This window comes from Alteromonas sp. DY56-G5 (assembly GCF_041414725.1).
Taxonomy (GTDB): Bacteria; Pseudomonadota; Gammaproteobacteria; order Enterobacterales; family Alteromonadaceae; genus Alteromonas; species Alteromonas macleodii.
On the sequence record NZ_JANHZQ010000028.1, the window covers coordinates 40,287 to 60,838 of the forward strand.

Here is a 20,552-nt window from a genome sequence, read left to right on the forward strand (position 1 = left end):
GGTATCTAATGAGTGATAGCGCACTGTCCATCGGATTATTTTACGGCTCAACAACCTGCTATACCGAAATGGCAGCAGAAAAAATCCAAGCGCAGCTCAATAGCCTTTTCGACGAAGATATTGTTGACCTTCACAACATTAAAGACGTTAACCTAACGCGCACGGCCGAATACGACATTATCATTTTTGGTATTTCAACGTGGGACTTTGGCGAGCTGCAGGAAGATTGGGAGTCTCATTGGGAAGAAGTGCACGGTTTGGATTTATCAGGGAAAACCATCGCCTTATTCGGACTTGGCGATCAACTTGGTTACGGTGAATGGTTTCAAGATGCACTAGGCATGCTTCACGATGCAATATTGCCATCAGGCTGTAAGATCGTGGGTTATTGGCCAAACGAAGGATACGAGTTTACCGCCTCAAAAGCGTTAACCGAAGACAAAACTCAGTTTGTTGGCCTGTCTCTTGACGATGAAAACCAATACGACAAAACAGACGCGCGCATCGAAGCATGGTGCGAACAGTTATTGGTCTCGATGGCTTAACGCCTATTAATTCCGGATGTCAGTGTTGGAAAGTAAAGGCCGTATTCATCAGCAGTTTTATCGCAACGGCCCAAGCCACAGGGACGGCGCTGATGTTTCATTTCAAGATATTCGCAAACTGTTTAATTTCGCTACGATCACTGTGGGTAGATGGGTAACAGCAGAAGAACAACAGATCGCTGCTAACCTCTTTTTCGATGCGCTTTACGATCTGGTCGCGATCTTAAATATCAATGAACAGGTGTTATCGTTAAACGGATCCCTGTCACTGGCTTTTGGCAGTGGCGGTCAAAAACACAGCAGTGCCCACTACAACAGTGCGAAAAGACAGCTTGCGCTAGCAAAAAATGCAGGAGCCGGAGCGCTAGCCCACGAATGGTTTCACGCTTTCGATCATTATATTGCGCCGCGCATGTTCGACGGTATTGCTGCCGGTAGCTTTGCCACACAGGCCTGGCTCGACAATGCCCCGATGAATCCTCATCCGTTGAATCAAAAATTGAGCGATTGTTTCTCGCTATTGTTCCTAAATGATCAAAAAAGACCAAATGAGTACTTTGTGCGATCCGTAGAAGCTGATCGCGCGTTAAAAATGTATTATTATGCTATGCCTCAGGAGATGGCTGCCCGCGCATTTGAAGCCTGTATTCAAGATCACGAGATCAAAAACGCATTTTTGGTGCAGGGGACAAAAAAATCAACGGAAGCTAGACTTGGCATTTATCCTCATGGTAACTTGCGTACATCACTCAATCAGGCATTGATGTTGTATTTTTACCAATTAGGTGTCGCTATTTCACATAAACAAACCTAGTTTGTTGTTTTATTACTGTGAAACTGAGTATTTTTTCAACAACAAGTGTTAATGAGCACACTGTTTTTGTACAAAACCCTGTATATTTTTGTAACAAGCAGTATACTAAAGCGCTCGAACGTAACAGAAGAAAGAAGACGAGATGAAAAGAAAGAAGCATACCTCGGCTGAAGACGAGGCTCAGATTGATATGACCCCCATGTTGGACATCGTGTTCATCATGTTGATTTTCTTCATCGTAACGACCTCGTTCGTGAAAGAGAAAGGTTTGGACGTAAACCGTCCTGAAGATAATCAAGCGAAAAACGATAAGCCTTCAAAAGCGCTTTCTATCCGTATTGATGCTGATGGCACAATTATGATGGGCGGCCGCGAAGTTGATATTCGTCGTGTGGTTGCAAACACGCAAACATACCTAGCGGAAAACAACACGGATTCAGCTGCTATCCAGGCTCACGAAGACAGTGAGCACGGTACTGTGGTAGAAGTTATGAACCAAGTTAAAATTGCAGGTATTGATAAAGTATCTGTTTTGGTTAAAAAGAGCAGCTAAAACGCCTTTCTGACCACGCAAATTAAAGAAAGCCACCTTCGGGTGGCTTTTTTCGTATAAGACCTTATACCAAAGTATCTCTTGTGCTATCGCATGAATTTTGTTCAGATCGTACCATTCGGTGTGTCTGGAAAATCCATGTTGAAACTCGGTTCCAGACTCTGATGTCACTGGAGCCATTATGCACAAAAAAATACTCTATACTGCTGTACTTGCAGCGGTTATGTCAGCACCACAAGTGTCTGCCGCCAAAATTGAATTAAGTGAAGCGTTTGAATACAACGCATTCATCTTCGATAGCTTTACCGGCCAATCTTCCGATGTTGAAGGAAGACTAGCTGTCGGTGGCGAAATGAACGTATCCGATTTCAATGTCGGCTTACTGCTATCGCCAGATATGTCTGAGTCTGCTCTTGCCGTAGGCGGTAACCTTCATTTCACGCGCGGTGATGTTCACGGTGGTTCAACTACCGTGTCAGGTATGGTGTTTGGCTCTGAACTCACATTCGATAAAGCGGTTAACGCTCAGCAGACTGTAAATCTCATTAATTCTACGGTGAAGTCTGGCGGTATCTCATCCAAAGGTGATGTCAAACTAGGTAACTCAAATGTTGTATCAGGTGATGTGCACGCCAATACTGTGAAACTTGGTGGGCCTAATAGTGTTTACGACAGTGTGAGTAACCCTACTTTATATGGCTCCCAAGTTGAAAACGGAAACGTATTTGCTGAGTCTAGCGTTGAACTTGATAGCAGCGAAGTTAACGGTACCGTAACGCTTAACGACGTTAACAATTACACCGCTATCAATGGTTCGACAGCAACATCTGTTGAACAGGGCAGCGTGAGTAAGGCTAACGTTAACAATATCGACTTTAATGCTATTGCTGCCGAAGTAACAGCGCAGTCTCAGGAGTTTGCGTCAATGTCGGTGAATGGCACAACAACATTGTCGTGCACTGACGCTAACGATTCGGATCAAGCGGTTGCTTGTACCGACGCTAGCAAGGATGTATTAAATACCATTACCTTCTCTGGCTCTGATGATATCAATATCTACAATATTGACGCTAGTTGGTTCAGCGCTGCTGATAAAGGCATTGTTTACGATTTCTCAACCACCAGCTACAACATCATCAATGTGTACGGTGAATCAGTTGAGTTATTTAACACTGGCTTCTTTAATACGGCCTTTACGCAGGAAAATGAATATTTCAGAGAAAATGGCCAGTACAGAGACAATGACAACAATGTAGGTCAGCGTCATGATGGCCTTTATACCAACAACATCTTGTTTAACTTTGTTGATGCTGATTTTCTTACACTACATAGTGTGGGTGTTAAAGGTAGTGTACTGGCGCCATATGCAGAGCTAAGTTTCTACAATGGTCATGTAGACGGTAATGTCATTGCTAATAGTTTGGTCACTCCGTTGGTGCAACTGATTAATGACGACGGCGAAACCTACAATGCGCCGACAGGCCAAGTAAATAACTATCAGTTCGGCGCTATCAACGTAAGTGAACCTGCATCAATCGCCCTTTTATTTGGCGCTGGATGTTTCATGCTAGCTAGACGTAGAAAAGCGAATTAACGCTTTAAAAAGAGAGTGAATCTTCAGGCAAAAGCGGCTTTATAGTGCAAAGCCGCTTAATCTTGGCGAAGACAGCAAAAGCTCATCGCTTGTTACACCAGCACCTCGCCCTTCTCGCCACCTTATCTGAATACCCGCTTCAAATGCTTGGTACTCAACCGCAAATGCTTTTCCTATATACCCAGCCACAATCCAGTTGTGATTGATTCGATACTGACCTTCAGCCATAAAATTTCCGCTTAAACCCGTATCTGAGCTTTCACCAAGGGTCGCGTTCTCGTCTGCCGTAGGAAATGCACCTCCAATCGGAAAGCGCAGATCATCGTCTTGTTCAACACGTGAAAGCGCAAGTGAACTTCGAAGTTTAACTTGCCAGTTTAGCGCCTCAAGCGTTAACAGCTCTGAATAGCCCCCGATGCTGACAAACTGACTGGGGCTAAAGTAGCCACCATTGCCGACCGTAAAGCCGCTTAAATTTTTATCGTAGCTTGTATAGCTCAAGAATGGCCCTACGCGCCAATAATCAAGCATGGGAGATATCATGGTAGCAATATCGTAACTCACATCACCCCGTAGAGAGAGTGCGCTATTGTCGTCAACCTGCTCGCCTTCTAAGCGACTAACCTGAGCAGTACCTGCAACAGACCAGTTGTCGGCCACTGCATGCGCTACTAACCCTCTTATGCCACTTTCTATCACGTAGCCCCAAGGTTTCGCGTGATCAGCATTGAAGGTTCCGGTTTGGCTTAATAAGCTGTCTTCTTTTGCCTTTCTAAATAAGGTTGCAGCTACCGTTGTACTGGTAAGAAATTTGGTTGCAGATATCTGCCCCGTTACTTTAGCGCCAACGGGTTGATCGAACATGGCATATTCAAGGTTAGCGTAAAAATTGAAATCAGGTGCCTGATAATGCGCTTCGGCGCGAAGCCCCTTATCTTCAAAGCCGCTTATTCCCGAAAATGCTCCACTCAATTGGTCGTTACCAAACCAGTCTCCAACTTGAGGGCGACCGCTGTAGAATTGCTTATAGTCGAGTGATACTTGCCACAGCCAGTTTTCATAACCGCTGCCAATACCAATATATTGCGACAGAACATCGAAATTACCGAGCCCCTCACTTCCGCTTCGACTGCGAGTATTAATACCGTAGACTGCACTTAGGCCACCTTTAGTTTGTGCTGTAACTCCCCGCGCATCGCGATTTTGATAGGCTAACCAAAACTGTTTTCTGGGCCAGGCGTTACGTGTGGTGCGTTCTTGCAATATGCTTTTTACCGCACTGTATCTCAGCGCCAATCGGTTCAGTGTGGCTTCGTCGTCTTGATTAATTGTAACCAATTCATTGGCAATTACCGCATCGGTTGGCGTCTTCGCGAGCACTCGCTCGAACGCCGCGGTGGCGGTTGTGGTGTCTTGTATCTCTTTAGCAGCCCACCCAATTAGTGCTTGCTCATCTACACTTAACGATCTCAAACGGGCGAGTGCTTCGCCTGACTCAATACTTTGCTTGTAGCGCCGTGTATCGTAAAACTGAGCCTGTCGGCTAGCCAGACCATCAGCACAGCGTCGAATGAAAACCTCAGTATTGACACTACATGCTAGGTCGAACGCGCTTTGCTTGGCCGTGTCGCTGCTTTGCGCGCTAAGTGACAAATACCTGCCTTCATTACCGTTCACCAAACTAAATAGCGCGTCGGCAAAGTCGTAATTTTTCAAGTCGTATTGTTGCCATGCCGCACCCTGCAGCACTTCTTTCACGTAGCCGCTGTTATCAGATTTGAGAAATTGCTCCAGCGTTGTCGTATCGCGCAAAGACAATGCCTGCTGTAGCTTAATACCAGTGACACTGTTAAGGCCTTGTTGAGCGGATTGTTTATCGATATCACGAACTGCCGATTGTTGGGCCTGAGAGAACTGCTGCGTTGCCATTTCTAACATGCCTTTATCAATGGCCGTCCACCCCATAAGCAAGTAAAAATCAGTTCGCTTAATTTGATTGCTCAATGCAATAAGCGTTTCTACTTTTTGCTTCGACGTATTTGCTCTGGCTTTCGGCGTTAACTGAGCAAATTGTTCGAGCGGGAGGGCTTTAGAAGCGGGCTTATCTGGCTGCTTTTTTAAAGCCTGAAACGATTCTCTTGGCTCTGAAACTACAGGCTTGTTAGTACCTTTTAAGCGGCCGTTTATTCTGTTTAGTTCGGTTTCGACTTCTTGTGGCACCTGCCACGTAGGGTAACGAGCTTTTAAACGCGTAAACTCTTCATTGGCTTGCTGAATCTGTCGCTCATTAATATGGTACCAAAGCCCTGTTAAATCCGGCTGATCTTGTTGTGCAGGTAATATACCCAGATCTTTTTCTTTGTACGTTGTTTTAGCTTGTCCGTATGCCTGCACCGACACAAGTGACGTGGCCAAAGCGCCTAGTGCCAGATACAAAGAGGTGCGAGTAAACCGAGTTTTCACGATGCGTTATCCAAAACTGCTAGCATAGAAAGCAGCGTTAAACTTGCCGAGTAATAATCCATGTTTCGATTGATCTCAGGCCACTCTGGCCTTTGCTTTTCTTCTGATTTCATCAAGCTGTTTACGGCCATCTGCACTGAACGCATTCCCTTAGACATTTCGTACTCAGCGGTTTCCTCGTTTAACAGGTTGATGGTAGCTGGCGTAGGCGTTATCGCCCACCATGCATTGTAGGGGGAAAGTAGCTTCTCAGTTAACCTAGCGTTTTGGCGAAAACGTGGGGACCATGCAAGCTGAAGCGGTATACGGATCGCATTAAAACCAAACTCAGGCGATATCACATTATCTAAACTTAACGCACCAATCTTACTGTTATCGGACTCAGTACTATTAGGGGTGAAACGCACCCAATCACTGGGCAATTGGTAGGTAGAAAACTGCATATTCGACAGCAAGATCAAGCCCGACTCGAACAGGCTTTCCCAACGTGACGGAGTATCCGACAGCGAAGACAGGTCAGTTATGGCGGGAAAAACCCAATAGGACAGATTTAGCTGAAGGCTGCTATTTCCTGTTTGGTCAGATGCAAATCCGTATTCCCCAGGCAAGAGCACTACACTGTTATTATTCACCACCAGAAGTTTCTGCTCTACAGCACGTACAATATTCCTGGCGTCCTCCTCATACTTACCAACGCCCCACTTTTCACTTGCACGCAATAATGCCCACGCAATAAGAATCTCACCATCAGAGGCATTATTAGGGTCATCGATACAAGAAGATGAATTATCCACACAAGGTCGGTAGCGCCAGCTAAATAGCCCGTCTTCGCGCATGAGCGTACGTTGGGTCCAGTGCCATAATGCATCAAAGGTGTCTTTGTCGTTGGCGGCGACGGCAAAGAGCATACCGTATCCTTGCCCTTCGCTGTGAGACACATCATCATTTCCTGTGTCTACCACGCGCCCGCCGTCAACAAACAATGCCTTATACGCTATGTACTGAGACTTGAATTCGCTATCTTCCTTGGTAGAGCACGACGCCAACAGGAACAAAAAACCTATCACTAGCGTCGCTTTTGTAGCGTAATGCAGCTTTACCATGAGTCTTGCACTTGTTTATTTCTGCGTTTAAGCAACAGATAAATAAGTAGGCTCACAACAAATACAACCAATATAAAGCCTATTAACCAATACCACGGGTTGTTAGACAGCCATAGTCGTAAATGCAGCCAGCTGTCGTCGGCTTCACCCACTTCATATTTATCGCTTACCTGCATGATGAGTGATGGCGAAAGACCATCTTTCCATGCGAAGAAATCCCCTGCCATCTGCCCCCACATCGACAAACTAACCAGATCCTCGACTCTAGCTTGAAGAAGTTCCGGCGTCTGCGCTGCAACAATGAACAAGGTATCGGTTTGTGATGAAACAGGGTGTGCCTGTGCAGTAAGTACTGCTTGCTCACCTAAGTCACTTTCTTGAACGGTATGACCGTCTATGCGCATTTCTTTGAAAGACTGATCGTCAGTCAGGTTTCTTACGCGATTGTACAGATTGTTCTGTAACCGATAAGACCAGCGTTTCGTTGCCTCAATGGCCGTACTGAATTCAGACTGCTCAATATTCGTTAAGCTTTCAGGGGTACCTAGAACAATCACAGAACCTTCGGTTGTAATGTCGTTTCCAGTTGCTATTTTCACGTTCAATAAAGGCACTTGGGCTACTTGCGCTAATTTCGCTGAAAGAGTTAACGCTGTATCTAAATAGTCATCTGACGGAATAGCAATGGTTGACGATGGTGCTGACTTAAAGCGCGCAAACGGGTAAGCCGTTTCTGAAAGCAAGACGAGATTAGGTTGAACTGCCACGTTTCCTGCATCAGGTAGCTTTATTGCCGAAGAATCATCAAGCTGGAACACGAGGTGGGAACCAGGAATATCATCACAAGGCACACCTGCTAACGGCGCTCTCATGGTTACCGCAAAGTCTAAATTATTCGTCCCGCCTTTGAAGAACCGTGCAGGTATTCTTAGCTGATAGTCTCGGTAGGATTGTCCGTTAATATTATTAAGAGACAAACCGTGTACAAGTTCGTCATTCACGCTTACATTCATCACCGAACCTGGCCCAAAACCTGCGCCATATCCAAAGTCTAAGAGCAAGCTCACGCTCGCGTTTTCAGGTACATAAAAATCTGCAGGCAATCTGAATGACACCCGTTTGGTGAAGTTCCCCTCATCCCTAAACTGAGTGGTCGCCACACCAAAGTCTTGGAATGTGTAGTGATTGTCTGGGTTCAGAATGCGATGACGCTGCAGCGTTTCCGCCTGCATTTGTGACTGTGAAAGTACGGTAACTTGTGAAATAGGGTTAATCGCATCGTCCATTACCGCCAAGGCTTTCGCTGCCTCAAGTACTTCATCTTGCGTAGTACCGCTGACAATAAGGCGGTAACTAGCCGGTACAATAACGTTGCTGTCCTTAACAAACGCAGGTGTGCGCTGTGCTTTTAGAAACGCGCCATCAATGTCGTTAATCACTTCGTCAGATAATACCGGTGATAACGCGTCGACTGTACCAACTAGAATATGAACAGGCTGTTTTTGCTTGGCTTTGAGATACCATGCAGAACGCTCGTAGCGAGCAACATTTTGGTCGTTCCAAAAACTATTTTCTGTGTCTTCTAGCTGGGGCAAAACGTAACCATCATCAAAGCTGTCATGCTCGATAATAAGCGGCTGATATTGATTCCTAAGAGACAGTGCTTGAGCAACAATGGGAAGTGTCTGATATTTAATTTGATCATCAGCTTCTCGCGCCGTGTAAAGCTGAACGTTTCGCTGTCCGCCAATTCCTGGATTAAAGAATCCGCTCAGCTCATCTAACGTGAAGCGCTTTTCATTCACCGACGTCGCAATTTTTAGCGTTGAGTTGTATGCATTAATTTCGCTCCACAATTCAGGCGCACTGCCGTCAACACATTGCTCGGCATAGTGCTGACTTACCGCTAGTGTCAGAGAGTTAAACCCGGCTCGCCACAATGAAGTAGGGATCGCAATTTCAGATACAAGAGAAGGTCTGTCTGGGTCGAACGCAATCTGTCCAATGGTCGCATTATTGAATCTCACATACAGCTGAGAACGTTTTTTGATTAACGCCTGCGAGCTGACCACTTCTAATGTAAGTAGCGCGCTGTCCACATCAGTTACTGAACTAAGGGGAATTGGAATATCAATGGAGGCAGATTTTCCCTGCAAGCGCACGGTACTTTCACCGCCAAAAAAGTCGGTTAATCGATACGTGTCAGTTTGCGCCGCTAGGGTAAAAGGCATGCACAAACATACGATGAACATAAGGTATTTTTTTATCATTGATTTTCCTTTGCCGGTTTAGCAAGCAAACCTAATTTCCCGGCGAACTTCCCCATTAATACAAGCATATGCAATAAAACAGGCTTTAACCCAACTTTCAACACATGTTTTGCGCCGAACCAGTATGAGATAGCCCTTGTTCTTCTTCGTTGAAACGACATCCAGCGCAAACTATCACACAGTGAATAGGCGACGACTTCGTTTTCTTGTTCTTCGTTTTGAGGCATAAAGCGTACTCGAAGAATTTTTGACCTATTGTCGTAATGCAGAACGCTAATTGGCAAATGAACGTTCTTTTTCAGTGCGTGACTCCACGATGTGAGCGTGGCATTTTCAGGTACTAACGCTCCCTCACCTTTCAAGCGTAAGCGAGCTCCACCTAGCGAAAGATCGACCAAATCTCCAACCCAAGCTTCATCACTTGTAGTCTTAATAACGACACTGTTCGTAGCTGGTAGGCGTGCCTGACTACGCACCTGTTTCCGCTCTAATAACACACTAAGAACAGACAACAATAGAATCAAATTAAATACATTCCACAACATGACCACCACAGTAAGTTCGCGTGTAAGAGGCTCTGTTATGAACTTATAGACACCGCTCCCTAATGCGAATGTGATTACCAATATTAGCCAGTAAAACACGCTCGATAGTGGCGATACAAAGGTTCTGTCAAGACTCTCTCCTTTTGGTGTTACAACAAATGAAGGTGCCCGCGGCTTTAAGAAAACCTTGATTAATGCGTTTAGCGTAAATGCGCACTGTAGTATTTCATATAACTCTGACACTAAGGGCCATCGGGTTCGCCCAAAGAGCATGGTGGATATCATGTATGTGGCAATAACGTGAGGCAGGGTGAAGGCAAGAATTTCCAGCATCGATGCATGGTAAACCTGAAGCCCAAAGACCAAATACGCCAGTGGCATAAGCAAAAAGATGATGCGAGCAAACGGGAACAGCCAAAACATGATTGAACTCATGTAGCCCACTCGCTGATACCATTTTAGTCCTTGCGCTTTAAAAGGCTTTTTAAGTAGTAAAATCTGCGTCATGCCTTGTGCCCAGCGCATACGCTGCTGAATAAACGCATCAAAAGTTTCTGGCGCAAGGCCGCTTACCATAGGTCTGTCCACATATACAGACTCGTAGCCCATTTTGTGAAGATCTAACGCGGTTTCTGCATCTTCAGTGATAGAGTCGCCGGAAATCCCCCCAACCAAATCGAGGTGCTTTCTTCTCATCAATGCGGCTGATCCACAGAAGAAGGAACTCCCCCAGTAGTCTAAGCCTTTCTGTATAGTGCCGTAAAACATGTCGTTTTCTGAAGGCATGCGAGTAAACGCAGAGAAGTAGTTACGCTCAACAGGATCTGGGTTAGCCATAAAATGAGGGGTTTGAACGAGAAAGACCTTCTCGTTTTTAAGCATCCACGGCACGGTTCTATCAAGAAAATCCGAAGTAGGAACATGGTCAGCATCCAAGATAACAATCAAATCACCCGTGGTATTTTGTATTGCACTGTTCACATTACCCGCCTTGGCAAACTCATTTTTTGCTCGAGTGTGATAGGTAATGTCTAAACGTTTGCACAGTGCTTGCAAATCTTGTCGCCGCTGTTTTGCAGTGGCCGCTGACACAGGGTTTTCAGCGTTAATTTTCTGGTCGGTTCCGCCATCGTCAAGCAAATGAATACGAAGCTTTTCTTTAGGGTAATCGAGCATTTTTGCAGCGCGGATAGTAACTTCTAATATCCCTTCATCTTCGTTATAACTCGGGATCATGACGTCTACGCTGGGCAGAGTTGATTTATCTACCCCTTCCAGGGACAAAAGCGGTCGACTGAGCGGAAACGCGTTAACGATCGCCCCTAACACTGAAGTGATCCCCGCATAAATTTCAGCGCCAAATAATAGCCAGACGGCAATCATTGAAAGAAAATCTGAGTAGGTTAGCGTGTAAATACCACGCCACAACAAATACCTGACGCTAAGCGCAATGGCTAGCACCAGAGCTAAAATGCGGAATAAATGCTGGTATTTTTGCGTGTGTCGCGCTTCTTTGCTGCACAAGGATATTGCGATGAGGATAACGATTGAAGAGAGAAGCTGGCCCAATGCATCCATGGGTGCCAGCAGTAGCACCCCAAGAATAAAGGATGCTACTAACAGAACAATAATGAACTGAGAGGTGTAGTGTTGCCTACGAGTTTGCGAATAGTCCAAGTTTGCGATCCAGTACGTGTATTTGCGTTACACTTGCATAGTTCGCCCTGTTAATTAACGTAATTTTACCGTCCGACATTTCAATCTCGTGATTACTTTTATAAAACAAACGAGAAATGTCATCTCTCTGCTTTTTATTGCTTTTAGACGCTAACAACCACGCTGGGTACGTTGCCATTCCAAATGCAGCCACAACAATAAGGCCATAGAACAATACTGGCGACATTGTTGGCGCTATGTACAGGGAAAATAAAAACATAGCCATACTTGCTACGGTAAATATACCAGTAATTTTGCGAAAACGTATAACTTTCATAAGTTTATTTTCTGCATCTAGCAGCATCGAAAGACGCTTCTTCCACAGCTGCTCTGTCTCTAAACTCGTGCGTTCTTCAACCAGTTGAGGTTTTTTAAAAGCAGGGTTGGTATTTTTAAACTGTTGAGCAAGCTCAAACACGTTTACCGCAGCGCCTTCATTAATAGCGCTCTGAAACGATTGTTCAAGCGTAGGTGATTGGTCAAATTGTTGTGAGTTATCTACTAATTTCACTGCGCACACTCCCCTCATTACTACACACTGAGTCTACTTCCGTACATTCAGAGGAAAAATTGCTGAAACCATACTTACTGATTAATAATGATACGCTTACATACGCAAATTGATATTGAACTTTAGCTCATTGAACTTTGGTATAAGTCATGTAGGGCAAGGCCTACAAGGGTGTGCAGACTATATGAAAAGCCATATAGCAGGTAGCGTAAGTCGCAGAAAAGAAGCCCGACTAAACGGGATTAAAGTGGGCAAATTAGACTAATTGATAAGGTGAGTTTTATTGCTAAAGCGTTAGGGCTTGCGCAGCTTACTTAAAATACTGATCAAGTTACTTACATTGAATACCGTTCCAAAAATACTGCCCACGGAAATGGCATATAACAACCCCAAAGTTTCAGCAACAAGAAAAACCTTTCTAATAGTGTGCGTATTGCGGATAACCAAAGATCCCACTGTAAAAATAAGTGAAGACGCATAGGCAATGAAGATTATCCAGCTGTGCTCTAGCACAAACCACTCATAAGCGAGGAAGCCTAGATTCACCGCAACAAAGAAAAATAAAATGGCATTGCTTCTATGTTTAATGGCAATAAAGTTACGAACGCTGGCAAGCAGTGTTCCAATGCCTGCGGCCATGGCATCTAGCATAAAAAAATGCACGCTAAGTGCACTTAAGGCAAACGCAGAAATAAGCAAATACTTGTCTACGTTAGTTTGGCGATACCCAATAAAATTTAAAACAACGGCTATTGCGCCAAAGCCTTCTGCAACTATGTTCATTAATATAAGCTCATTAAAATTTAAGGTAGAAAGGCTGACAAAGGGCTTTGTATTCACTGGTATATTCGCCCTTTTGATCCCTAATTATCAGCTCATTTTTGATTGCATTTTTCGCTATTAAGCTCGGCCATTCCCGATGTGCAGTAACGTTTTTAAGATTATCACTTGCGCCCTCCATTACTTTTTTAAAGTGGAACGCGCAAAGATAAGGCGATTTGTTAGATGTATGCTTTACATAAAGAATATCTGCCAGCGATAGGCCATAACCTTCAGCCGTTTCGATAACCGAGGCTTCCATCGACGCTGGGTACACACAGTACATTTGCCCTTGTTCTATTAACAACTTGCTGCTTGCACTAAAAAGTTCATCTGAGCCCAATGCAGACGTTTGCCTTGCCACCGAGCGAGATTGACTTTGCTTGCTGTACGCATTTGAAAGTGTAGCTGGCGTGTCAAAGTAAGGTGGATTAGAAATCACTAGGTCATACAAGTGGGGGGAGGTGTAGCCAGTTACATCACAGCAGTAAATAAACAGCTGTTTGGCCCATTTTGCATTTTTAAAGTTGGTAGCGGCCTGCGCTGCGGCTTGCTCATCTATTTCTATCGCGTCAATTCTGGCTGCGCCATTATCGAACGAGCTGATGTCAATTGAACTGCTTTGAACATTCTGCTCTTCACCGTTCGGATTGCAAAAGTGCGCTGCTTTTTGGGCCATCATCAACGCTAAAATGCCACTGCCGGTGCCGATATCCAAAATACGTGGGGCATGGCTGAGGTTTGCGCGAAACTGTGCCCAACTTCCTAAAATCAGACTGTCGGTATTCACTTTCATCGCGCATTTGTCCTGTGCTACGGTGAATTGTTTACAGCGGAACATAAGGAAGTCGTATTACCTAGTGCGTTAAAAGGCGCGCATTCTATATCAAGTCGGGTTGTGCTTCACGTTAAGGTTGTGACATTTACTGTGAGCGCTTATTTCCAGCGCTGCAGCGACATCATATTTCTGGCCACGTCAACGGCATGAACGGGTCGGTATTTCTTTAACGGGCCTTTCATTATGCTTTGCCATATGGGCGCCGTTTTCTGCGCTATATCTTCTAGCGTCCGCGACTCGTCGCGATTGCCTAACAATAACGAAGGGCGTACGGCAGAGGCATGGGGTAACTGAGGCATTCGCATAATCGCGTTTTCTAGCTCGCCTTTTACTCGTAAATAAAAGTTACTGCTTTTAGCATCAGCGCCTACCGATGATATCCATACAAAACTGTCCGCGCGCTGAGCTCGGGTCAGCTGTGCGGCAACATGAACATATTCAAAATCAACGCGGCGAAACGCTTGTTTCGATCCCGCCTTTTTAAGTGTGGTGCCCAGACAACAGAACACATGATTTACGCTAAAGTAGCCTTGATAGTCCTGTAGATTGTCGAAGTCGATAACTACAGGTTTTAGGCGATTGTGAGGGTCGTTAAACATACTGGAGGAGAGCGGTTTTCTGACTAAGCAGGTTACCTCATTGTACCGTCTATCCTGTAACAGCATATTTACAAGCGTTCGTCCCACTAAACCTGTCGCTCCTAGCACCATTGCGGATTTCATATGTCGCACCTTGTATCATAAATTGATATAACTACAATCAAACCTTCGACAGTCAAATATGCAGATAAAAATGAAAAAAGCCCTTTTAATTGGAGCCGCTATGCTCTCTACTGCTTTAAACGCTGAAACGCTCACTATTGAGCGTATTTTCTCTTCTCCTTCACTCGATGGCAACGCACCCCGTTCGTTAAAAGTATCACCTGACGGTCAACGGGTAACATTTCTTAAAGGTAAGCAAACCGACTACGAGCGCCTAGATCTATGGGAATACCATATTGAAAGTGGCCAAACTCGCATGCTTTTCGACTCAAACGACCTACAAAGCGGCGAAGAAGTGCTTTCTGATGAAGAGAAAGCGCGACGCGAGCGTATGCGTTTATCTGGCAGCGGTATTGTAAGCTACCAGTGGTCGGACGATGGTAAAGCATTACTTTTCCCATTAGGTGGCGATGTGTTTTATCACAAGCTGGGCGAAAAAGGGGCGAAGCAACTTTTAGATACTGACGCTTTTGAAACTGATATTAAATTATCACCAAAAGGTAACTACATTTCCTTTATTCGCGACCAGAACCTTTATGTAAAACACATTGAATCGGGTAAAGAAACGGCAATTACCAAAGAAGGTGGCGACAACATTAAATTTGGTATGGCCGAATTTGTGGCGCAAGAAGAAATGGGCCGTATGACCGGATACTGGTGGTCGCCAGATGAGACTAAAATTGCTTTTACCAAAGTTGATGAAAGCCCGGTAGATGTGATCACGCGTTCTGAAATCTATGCTGACGACATCAAGCTTATCGAACAAAAATACCCGAAAGCGGGCACGCCAAACGTCTTGGTGGAACTTGCTATTCAAGACATCAACTCTGGCGATCGCACTTGGGTAGATTTAGGTGAAGATAAAGACATTTATTTTGCTCGCGGTAAGTGGATGCCAAACAACACCACCTTCACATACCAATGGCAGACACGGGATCAGCAAACGTTAGAGCTGCGAGCGTTCGACCTTAACAGCAAAAAAGAAAACGTGCTGCTTACAGAATCAAGCAACACGTGGGTAAACCTGCACAACGACCTTTACTTCCTAAAAGACAAAGGCCAATTTATTTGGGCGTCAGAGCGCGACGGTTTTAAACACCTTTACCTTTTCGACAATAAAGGCAAGTTGGTTAAGCAGTTAACCAAAGGTGACTGGGTTGTAGACAGTGTTGAAGCTATTGATACTGCAAACAACCGTTTGTACTTCTCTGGCCGCAAAGACACCCCACTAGAAAGCCATGTTTACAGCGTGCCTTTAGATGGCGGCGAAATTTCGCGTATCACTGAACTAGGCGCATACCATAGCGCGGCATTCAGCAAAGATGCCTCTATCTTTATCGACCGTTTTTCAACGATTAACTCTCCTGCACAAGTTAGCCTAAATAGCGCTACTGGCGAGCGAATTACCTGGCTTGAAGAAAATAAAGTTGAAGAAGGCCACCCTCTGCACGCTTACATGGATAGCTGGACGGCACCTGAGTTTGGTGACATCACCACAAAGGATGGCGCAACCCTTAAATATCGAATTTACACGCCTGACAGTGCCAAGCAAAACCCTAAACAGAAGCACCCTGTTATTGTTTACCTTTACGGCGGCCCGCACGCACAGGTTGTAACAAACAGCTGGGCGGGTAACCGTGGCTTGCTTTTCCAACACTGGGTTGATCAAGGCTATGTGGTATTTACGTTAGATAACCGCGGCTCTAATTATCGCGGTAAAGGCTTTGAAGATCCTATTTATAAAAAAATGGGCTTTATTGAAGTGGACGATCAGGTTGCTGGCGTAGAGTTCTTACGCACACTTCCTTTCGTTGATGCTGAGCGTATTGGTGTCCACGGTCACAGCTATGGCGGCTACATGACGCTAATGACCATGTTCAAAGCGGGCGATTACTTTGCAGCGGGCGTATCAGGTGCTCCGGTAACTGACTGGCGCTTATACGATACCCACTACACTGAACGCTACATGGGCAACCCAAATACAGATGATGATGCTTACACTGCGTCTTCAGTATTCCCTTACGCAAAAGATCTGAAGGGCGACCTTTTGATTTACCACGGCATGGCAGATGACAACGTGTTGTTTACCCATTCAACAATGCTCTACAAGCACCTTCAAGACTTGGCAATTCCATTTGAAACTATGGATTACCCGGGCAAGAAGCACAGCATCCGTGGTAAGCAAACGGGCATTCATTTATACAAAACTATTACTAACTTCTTTAACCGTAACTTGAAAGACTAATACGGTTAGAGCCTGGGGCCTGTTGATCTCTGTACATCTAAGCTCAACAAGCCCTAGAAAGCAGTAAAAAGCAAAAAGCGATGCTTATGAAGGCATCGCTTTTTTTGGTCAGTTTAATTAACGCTTATTTTGTGCATGTTTGCGTTGTAGCGCTTTGTGCACTTGTAGGGTGATTAGACTTTCTTTACTTGCTACTTGCTACTTGCTACTTGCTACTTGCTACTTGCTACTTCAAAGCATCAATCAAATATGACAGATGCAGAAACTAGCTAAACATCTGGGTTGCTAGATTTTGCTGTACCGCCTGAGCAGACGATGCACTTAGTTCAATCTCAATGGGATCGGCTTTGCCCGACAGCCAAATTTTAAGCTCGGCGTCAGTATCAAAATGCCCTGCCGTCTCAACGATAAACTGCGTGATAGATTTATAAGGTATTGAATGATAGTTCACTTTGCGCCCGGTAAGGCCTTGCTTATCAATAAGGATTAGGCGCTTGTTTGTGAATACGCTCAAATCGCGCACTAATTTAAACGCAGAGGTAACGGTTTCGTTAGCAGCAAGTATAGGCGTAAGCTCTTCTTGAACATCTGAAGCGCTAGTCTCGCTTGCATTACCCATGATGGTATCAAATAAACCCATGACATTTCCTTTTAGGCAGAGGCAAGTTTAACTCGCCATTGAACTCTATGCGCCAGTGGCTTGGGTTTATCCAAAGCAAAGCCTTGACCGAAATCTACTTTAAGGTCTCGTAAAACCGCGGCGGTCGCGTTATCGACCACAAACTCGGCCACGGTCTGTTTACCCATACTGTGCGCGATATTATTTATCGCTGTTACTGTAGCATGATCAATTGGATCGTGAACGATATTTCGCACAAAGGAGCCGTCGATCTTAACGTAATCAACATCTAGGTTTTTCAGGTAGGTGAACGAGGACATACCAGCACCAAAGTCGTCTAAGGCAAAGCTACACCCCAAATCGCGTAGTGTAGAAATGAAATGTTTAGCAGCGCTTAAGTTAGTTACCGCTGTTGTTTCTGTAATCTCAAAACAAATTTTCTCAGCAGGTACTAAAGTACTTTGCATGCGCTTGGCAATGTTGTGCAGCGCCATTTCATCACCCAGTGTAATACCTGATAAATTAATTGCGACTTTGCCTACGTTATCGATGTGAGCAGGATTACTTTCAAGGGTTTTAAGGGTGTTATCTACCACCCACATATCCACCTTATTCATTAAGCCATGGCGTTCTGCTAGCGGGATGAAAAGTCCCGGGCTTATAAGGCCACTGTCTTTTGCATTTAGACGAAGCAAAATCTCGTAATGCTGAGGTTGGGCGGCCTTTTCTTGATTGGGTACGTTAAGCGGCATGATTGCTTGGCTATACAACTCAAACCCGTCGTTTTGTAGTGCGTGGTGCAAGGCATGTAACACCTGGTTTTCACTGTCATCAATGGCCATCTGTGAGTCGTTATCATGAAATACAAAGTAACGGTTTCGACCCAGGTGTTTAGCTTTGTAACATGCGTTGTCGGCCGCTTTAATTAACGCTTCTGCGCTTTGTGTACTCTCGTTTATTTCGATAACGCCAATGCTTGCCCCCACAAAAAACAATTTGTCATCATACACAAAACGGTAGTTTGAAATTGCCACTAAAAGTTTATCTAATCGCTTCGTGACTTCATCTAGGCTCTGGTTGCGAAATATAATGCAGAACTCGTCTCCCCCTATTCGGGCAAGCAGATCTTGCCCATTCACGTATTGCCTAAATATGGTGGAGATTTCTTTTAGTAGCTTATCGCCGGCTGGATGACCACAGCTGTCGTTTACTAACTTGAATCGATCCATATCGATAAAGCACATCACGCTTTGCTTGTGGTAAGCGCGAGGCGAATTGATGCTCGCCACTTTTTCAAAATCAACGTGGTTTAAAGCCTTGCTCTCGCCCTGCTGACCAGCCGCTTTATGCGTTTCATCAAGGATCGCTCGCAGTTTCTCATCAAATGCATAGCGATTAAACAGCCCGGTTAACTGGTCATGGTTAGCTTGAAAATACACTTCTTCCTGCAGCGCCAGCTCTTTCGTCACATCGCGAGCTATGCCTTCAACGGCAACCAGTAATCCTTGCTCGTCGACAATGGGCGTGTCTGAAAATTCAATCGCTAACGGTTCGCCGACCTTGCCTTGATAATGCACAATATAAGGCTCGGGCTTTTCGCCACGGGCAATGGTTTGACGTATCTCAAACGTCTCGTCAGGTACTTGGCGAACGTACTTCGACTCGTTTGCACAGAAGTCTTCTGCGCTAAATCCTAAAATCTTTTCAATACCTGCGCTCACATACATAAAGTTGTGCTCAACGGTCTTGGTGTAAACAAAGTGGCGGTGCATGCCGTCAACTAAGCGGCGATACTTTTCTTCGCTACGCTTTAAATCATGCTGGGCGCGAAAACGTTCGGTCACGTCCCTTACGGTCACCGCAATATTGTCACCAGCTTTTACCACCTGAACTTTTATCCATTGAGGCGCAATCTTATCACTATGAATGGCAAGGTGAGCTTCATAAGGCACGCCAAGTTCAGCAACGTTTTTGGCGTTTTTAAATTCATTGCTTAAGCCTAAATATCGCGTTTGCTCGGCTAAGCTCATGGACCGCAATACATCACATGCACCGCGAAATAGATAGCGACTGTATGAGTTTGCTTCTACTAGAGAAAAGTCGTCATCTGTTGGCTGATAAATAAGAAGCGCATCAAGGGAGGCTTCGCTAGCGGTGAGGTAACGCTGCTGACTTAAAGACAAATTAACCGCTCCTTTAAGCTGCTTGTGCAGCACATAGCTCACTAGCGCTGACATCAACAGTCCAATCATAATAATTAACAAGCCAGCGTTATATGGGCTTAGCTGAGACTGCATGGAAAGGTAAAAATCGCGTTCTAAAAAACTGAACGGCAAAAGCGACACAATGGTGCCATCGTTGACTAACTCACCGCTTTGAAAAAGCGTTGCACTGTCGGCGTTAAGCTGAAAGTTAAATTGTGGGCCTACTAACTCGCCTAACATCACGGTTAATATGGTTTGTACGTCGAACCCCGCCACCAGAAACCCGTGCTCAGGCTCTTGAGGGCTTATGGCCCTGCCCACAACGATAAAGTGATGTTGAGCAGCATCTGAATACAAAAGCGTGCTTTCCAAATCCTCGGACAAACGCGATATGTTTAAGCCCAACGCGTCCATAGGATGACCAATGAGGCTGTTGTCTATACGGGTTTTGATACCTGAAGATGGCGTTGCCACCCACGCTATCTCACCGCTCGCATCGACAAATACCAGCGATGAAAAGCCTCGCTGCATGCCCATCAATGACAGGGCTTGCGCATTAAACCAGTCAACTTGGTTTGGCTCAAAGGTGGGCCAGTTTCGCATTAGGTTGTGCAGCGCTTGAATACGTTCGCTTGAGAAAACTTCAAGACTAATTTTTACCTGCTCTGCAACCGACTGCGCTTTAGAAATACGTGCTGCGCGTTCATCGTTTTGAATAAAAACACCAGCTGAAACAAATAAAAAGGTGAGAAAAAGAAACAAAACCGTAGGTAAGGCGTAAATACGATGGTTGTGTTTGCTTAACATGTGCCTGTCTCCGGTAACTTGCGCCGGTATACTAAAGAAGGTTTATGAAATAAATATGAATTGTCTTATGGGTATAGGCTCTGGCGTTATCTAATAGTATCTGGCACTGTAAGGCTTCCGATTTCCTTTTAGTGCGTAAAAGCCC

At 45.0% G+C, this 20,552-nt stretch carries 15 protein-coding genes; 5 read left to right on the forward strand and 10 right to left on the reverse strand.

The genetic code is table 11. From position 1 onward, the window contains the following. The first annotated feature begins 8 nt into the window (after positions 1 to 8). From fldB to NO989_RS14135, 4 genes are all read left to right on the forward strand, one after another. Positions 9 to 545: a flavodoxin FldB gene (gene fldB, locus NO989_RS14120; RefSeq protein ID WP_014950744.1), complete on the forward strand. Its 537-nt coding sequence runs from the start codon at positions 9 to 11 to the stop codon at positions 543 to 545. 25 nt (positions 546 to 570) lie between these two features. Next, positions 571 to 1,359, forward strand: a complete 789-nt coding sequence (locus NO989_RS14125) for a CLCA_X family protein (RefSeq protein WP_014950745.1) — start codon at positions 571 to 573, stop codon at positions 1,357 to 1,359. A 142-nt stretch (positions 1,360 to 1,501) separates the two neighbouring features. Beyond that, the gene (locus NO989_RS14130) at positions 1,502 to 1,912 is read left to right on the forward strand and encodes a biopolymer transporter ExbD (protein ID WP_014950746.1); all 411 of its coding nucleotides are present in this window, start codon (positions 1,502 to 1,504) and stop codon (positions 1,910 to 1,912) included. A gap of 181 nt (positions 1,913 to 2,093) precedes the next feature. After that, positions 2,094 to 3,506: a collagen-binding domain-containing protein gene (locus NO989_RS14135; RefSeq protein ID WP_061486562.1), complete on the forward strand. Its 1,413-nt coding sequence runs from the start codon at positions 2,094 to 2,096 to the stop codon at positions 3,504 to 3,506. 39 nt (positions 3,507 to 3,545) lie between these two features. Here the strand turns inward: NO989_RS14135 and NO989_RS14140 are convergent, their stop codons facing one another. The 8 genes from NO989_RS14140 to NO989_RS14175 all read right to left on the reverse strand — a co-directional run bounded on the left by NO989_RS14140 (position 3,546) and on the right by NO989_RS14175 (position 14,493). Continuing rightward, on the reverse strand, positions 3,546 to 5,969 hold the full coding sequence (locus NO989_RS14140) for a cellulose synthase subunit BcsC-related outer membrane protein (protein WP_371342760.1): 2,424 nt from the start codon (positions 5,967 to 5,969) through the stop codon (positions 3,546 to 3,548). Further along, positions 5,966 to 7,072: a glycosyl hydrolase family 8 gene (locus NO989_RS14145; protein WP_239220162.1), complete on the reverse strand. Its 1,107-nt coding sequence runs from the start codon at positions 7,070 to 7,072 to the stop codon at positions 5,966 to 5,968. The genes NO989_RS14140 and NO989_RS14145 overlap by 4 nt, the downstream gene beginning before the upstream one ends. Then, positions 7,066 to 9,342, reverse strand: coding sequence for a cellulose biosynthesis cyclic di-GMP-binding regulatory protein BcsB (locus NO989_RS14150; RefSeq protein ID WP_371342761.1), 2,277 nt, complete (start codon positions 9,340 to 9,342; stop codon positions 7,066 to 7,068). The genes NO989_RS14145 and NO989_RS14150 overlap by 7 nt, the downstream gene beginning before the upstream one ends. Beyond that, entirely contained in the window at positions 9,339 to 11,564 is a 2,226-nt protein-coding gene (gene bcsA, locus NO989_RS14155; RefSeq protein WP_371342762.1) for a UDP-forming cellulose synthase catalytic subunit, read from the reverse strand. The genes NO989_RS14150 and bcsA overlap by 4 nt, the downstream gene beginning before the upstream one ends. Then, a complete protein-coding gene (locus tag NO989_RS14160) occupies positions 11,542 to 12,114 on the reverse strand; it encodes a hypothetical protein (protein WP_014950752.1) in 573 nt (190 codons plus the stop codon). Before NO989_RS14160 ends, bcsA begins: the two co-directional genes overlap by 23 nt. A gap of 294 nt (positions 12,115 to 12,408) precedes the next feature. After that, a complete protein-coding gene (locus tag NO989_RS14165; protein WP_014977436.1) occupies positions 12,409 to 12,897 on the reverse strand; it encodes a YgjV family protein in 489 nt (162 codons plus the stop codon). A 13-nt stretch (positions 12,898 to 12,910) separates the two neighbouring features. After that, entirely contained in the window at positions 12,911 to 13,729 is an 819-nt protein-coding gene (locus NO989_RS14170) for a tRNA1(Val) (adenine(37)-N6)-methyltransferase (protein ID WP_075177903.1), read from the reverse strand. A 140-nt stretch (positions 13,730 to 13,869) separates the two neighbouring features. Then, positions 13,870 to 14,493 (reverse strand): NAD(P)H-binding protein, encoded by a 624-nt coding sequence (locus NO989_RS14175; protein ID WP_371342763.1) that lies wholly within the window; start codon positions 14,491 to 14,493, stop codon positions 13,870 to 13,872. Positions 14,494 to 14,563: 70 nt separating this feature from the next. Between NO989_RS14175 and NO989_RS14180 the strand changes: the two genes are divergently transcribed. Further along, on the forward strand, positions 14,564 to 16,777 hold the full coding sequence (locus tag NO989_RS14180; RefSeq protein ID WP_269351317.1) for a S9 family peptidase: 2,214 nt from the start codon (positions 14,564 to 14,566) through the stop codon (positions 16,775 to 16,777). A 265-nt stretch (positions 16,778 to 17,042) separates the two neighbouring features. Here the strand turns inward: NO989_RS14180 and NO989_RS14185 are convergent, their stop codons facing one another. Further along, entirely contained in the window at positions 17,043 to 17,417 is a 375-nt protein-coding gene (locus NO989_RS14185) for a PH domain-containing protein (RefSeq protein WP_014950757.1), read from the reverse strand. A gap of 11 nt (positions 17,418 to 17,428) precedes the next feature. After that, positions 17,429 to 20,407, reverse strand: a complete 2,979-nt coding sequence (locus NO989_RS14190) for a putative bifunctional diguanylate cyclase/phosphodiesterase (protein ID WP_371342764.1) — start codon at positions 20,405 to 20,407, stop codon at positions 17,429 to 17,431. Positions 20,408 to 20,552: the final 145 nt, after the last annotated feature.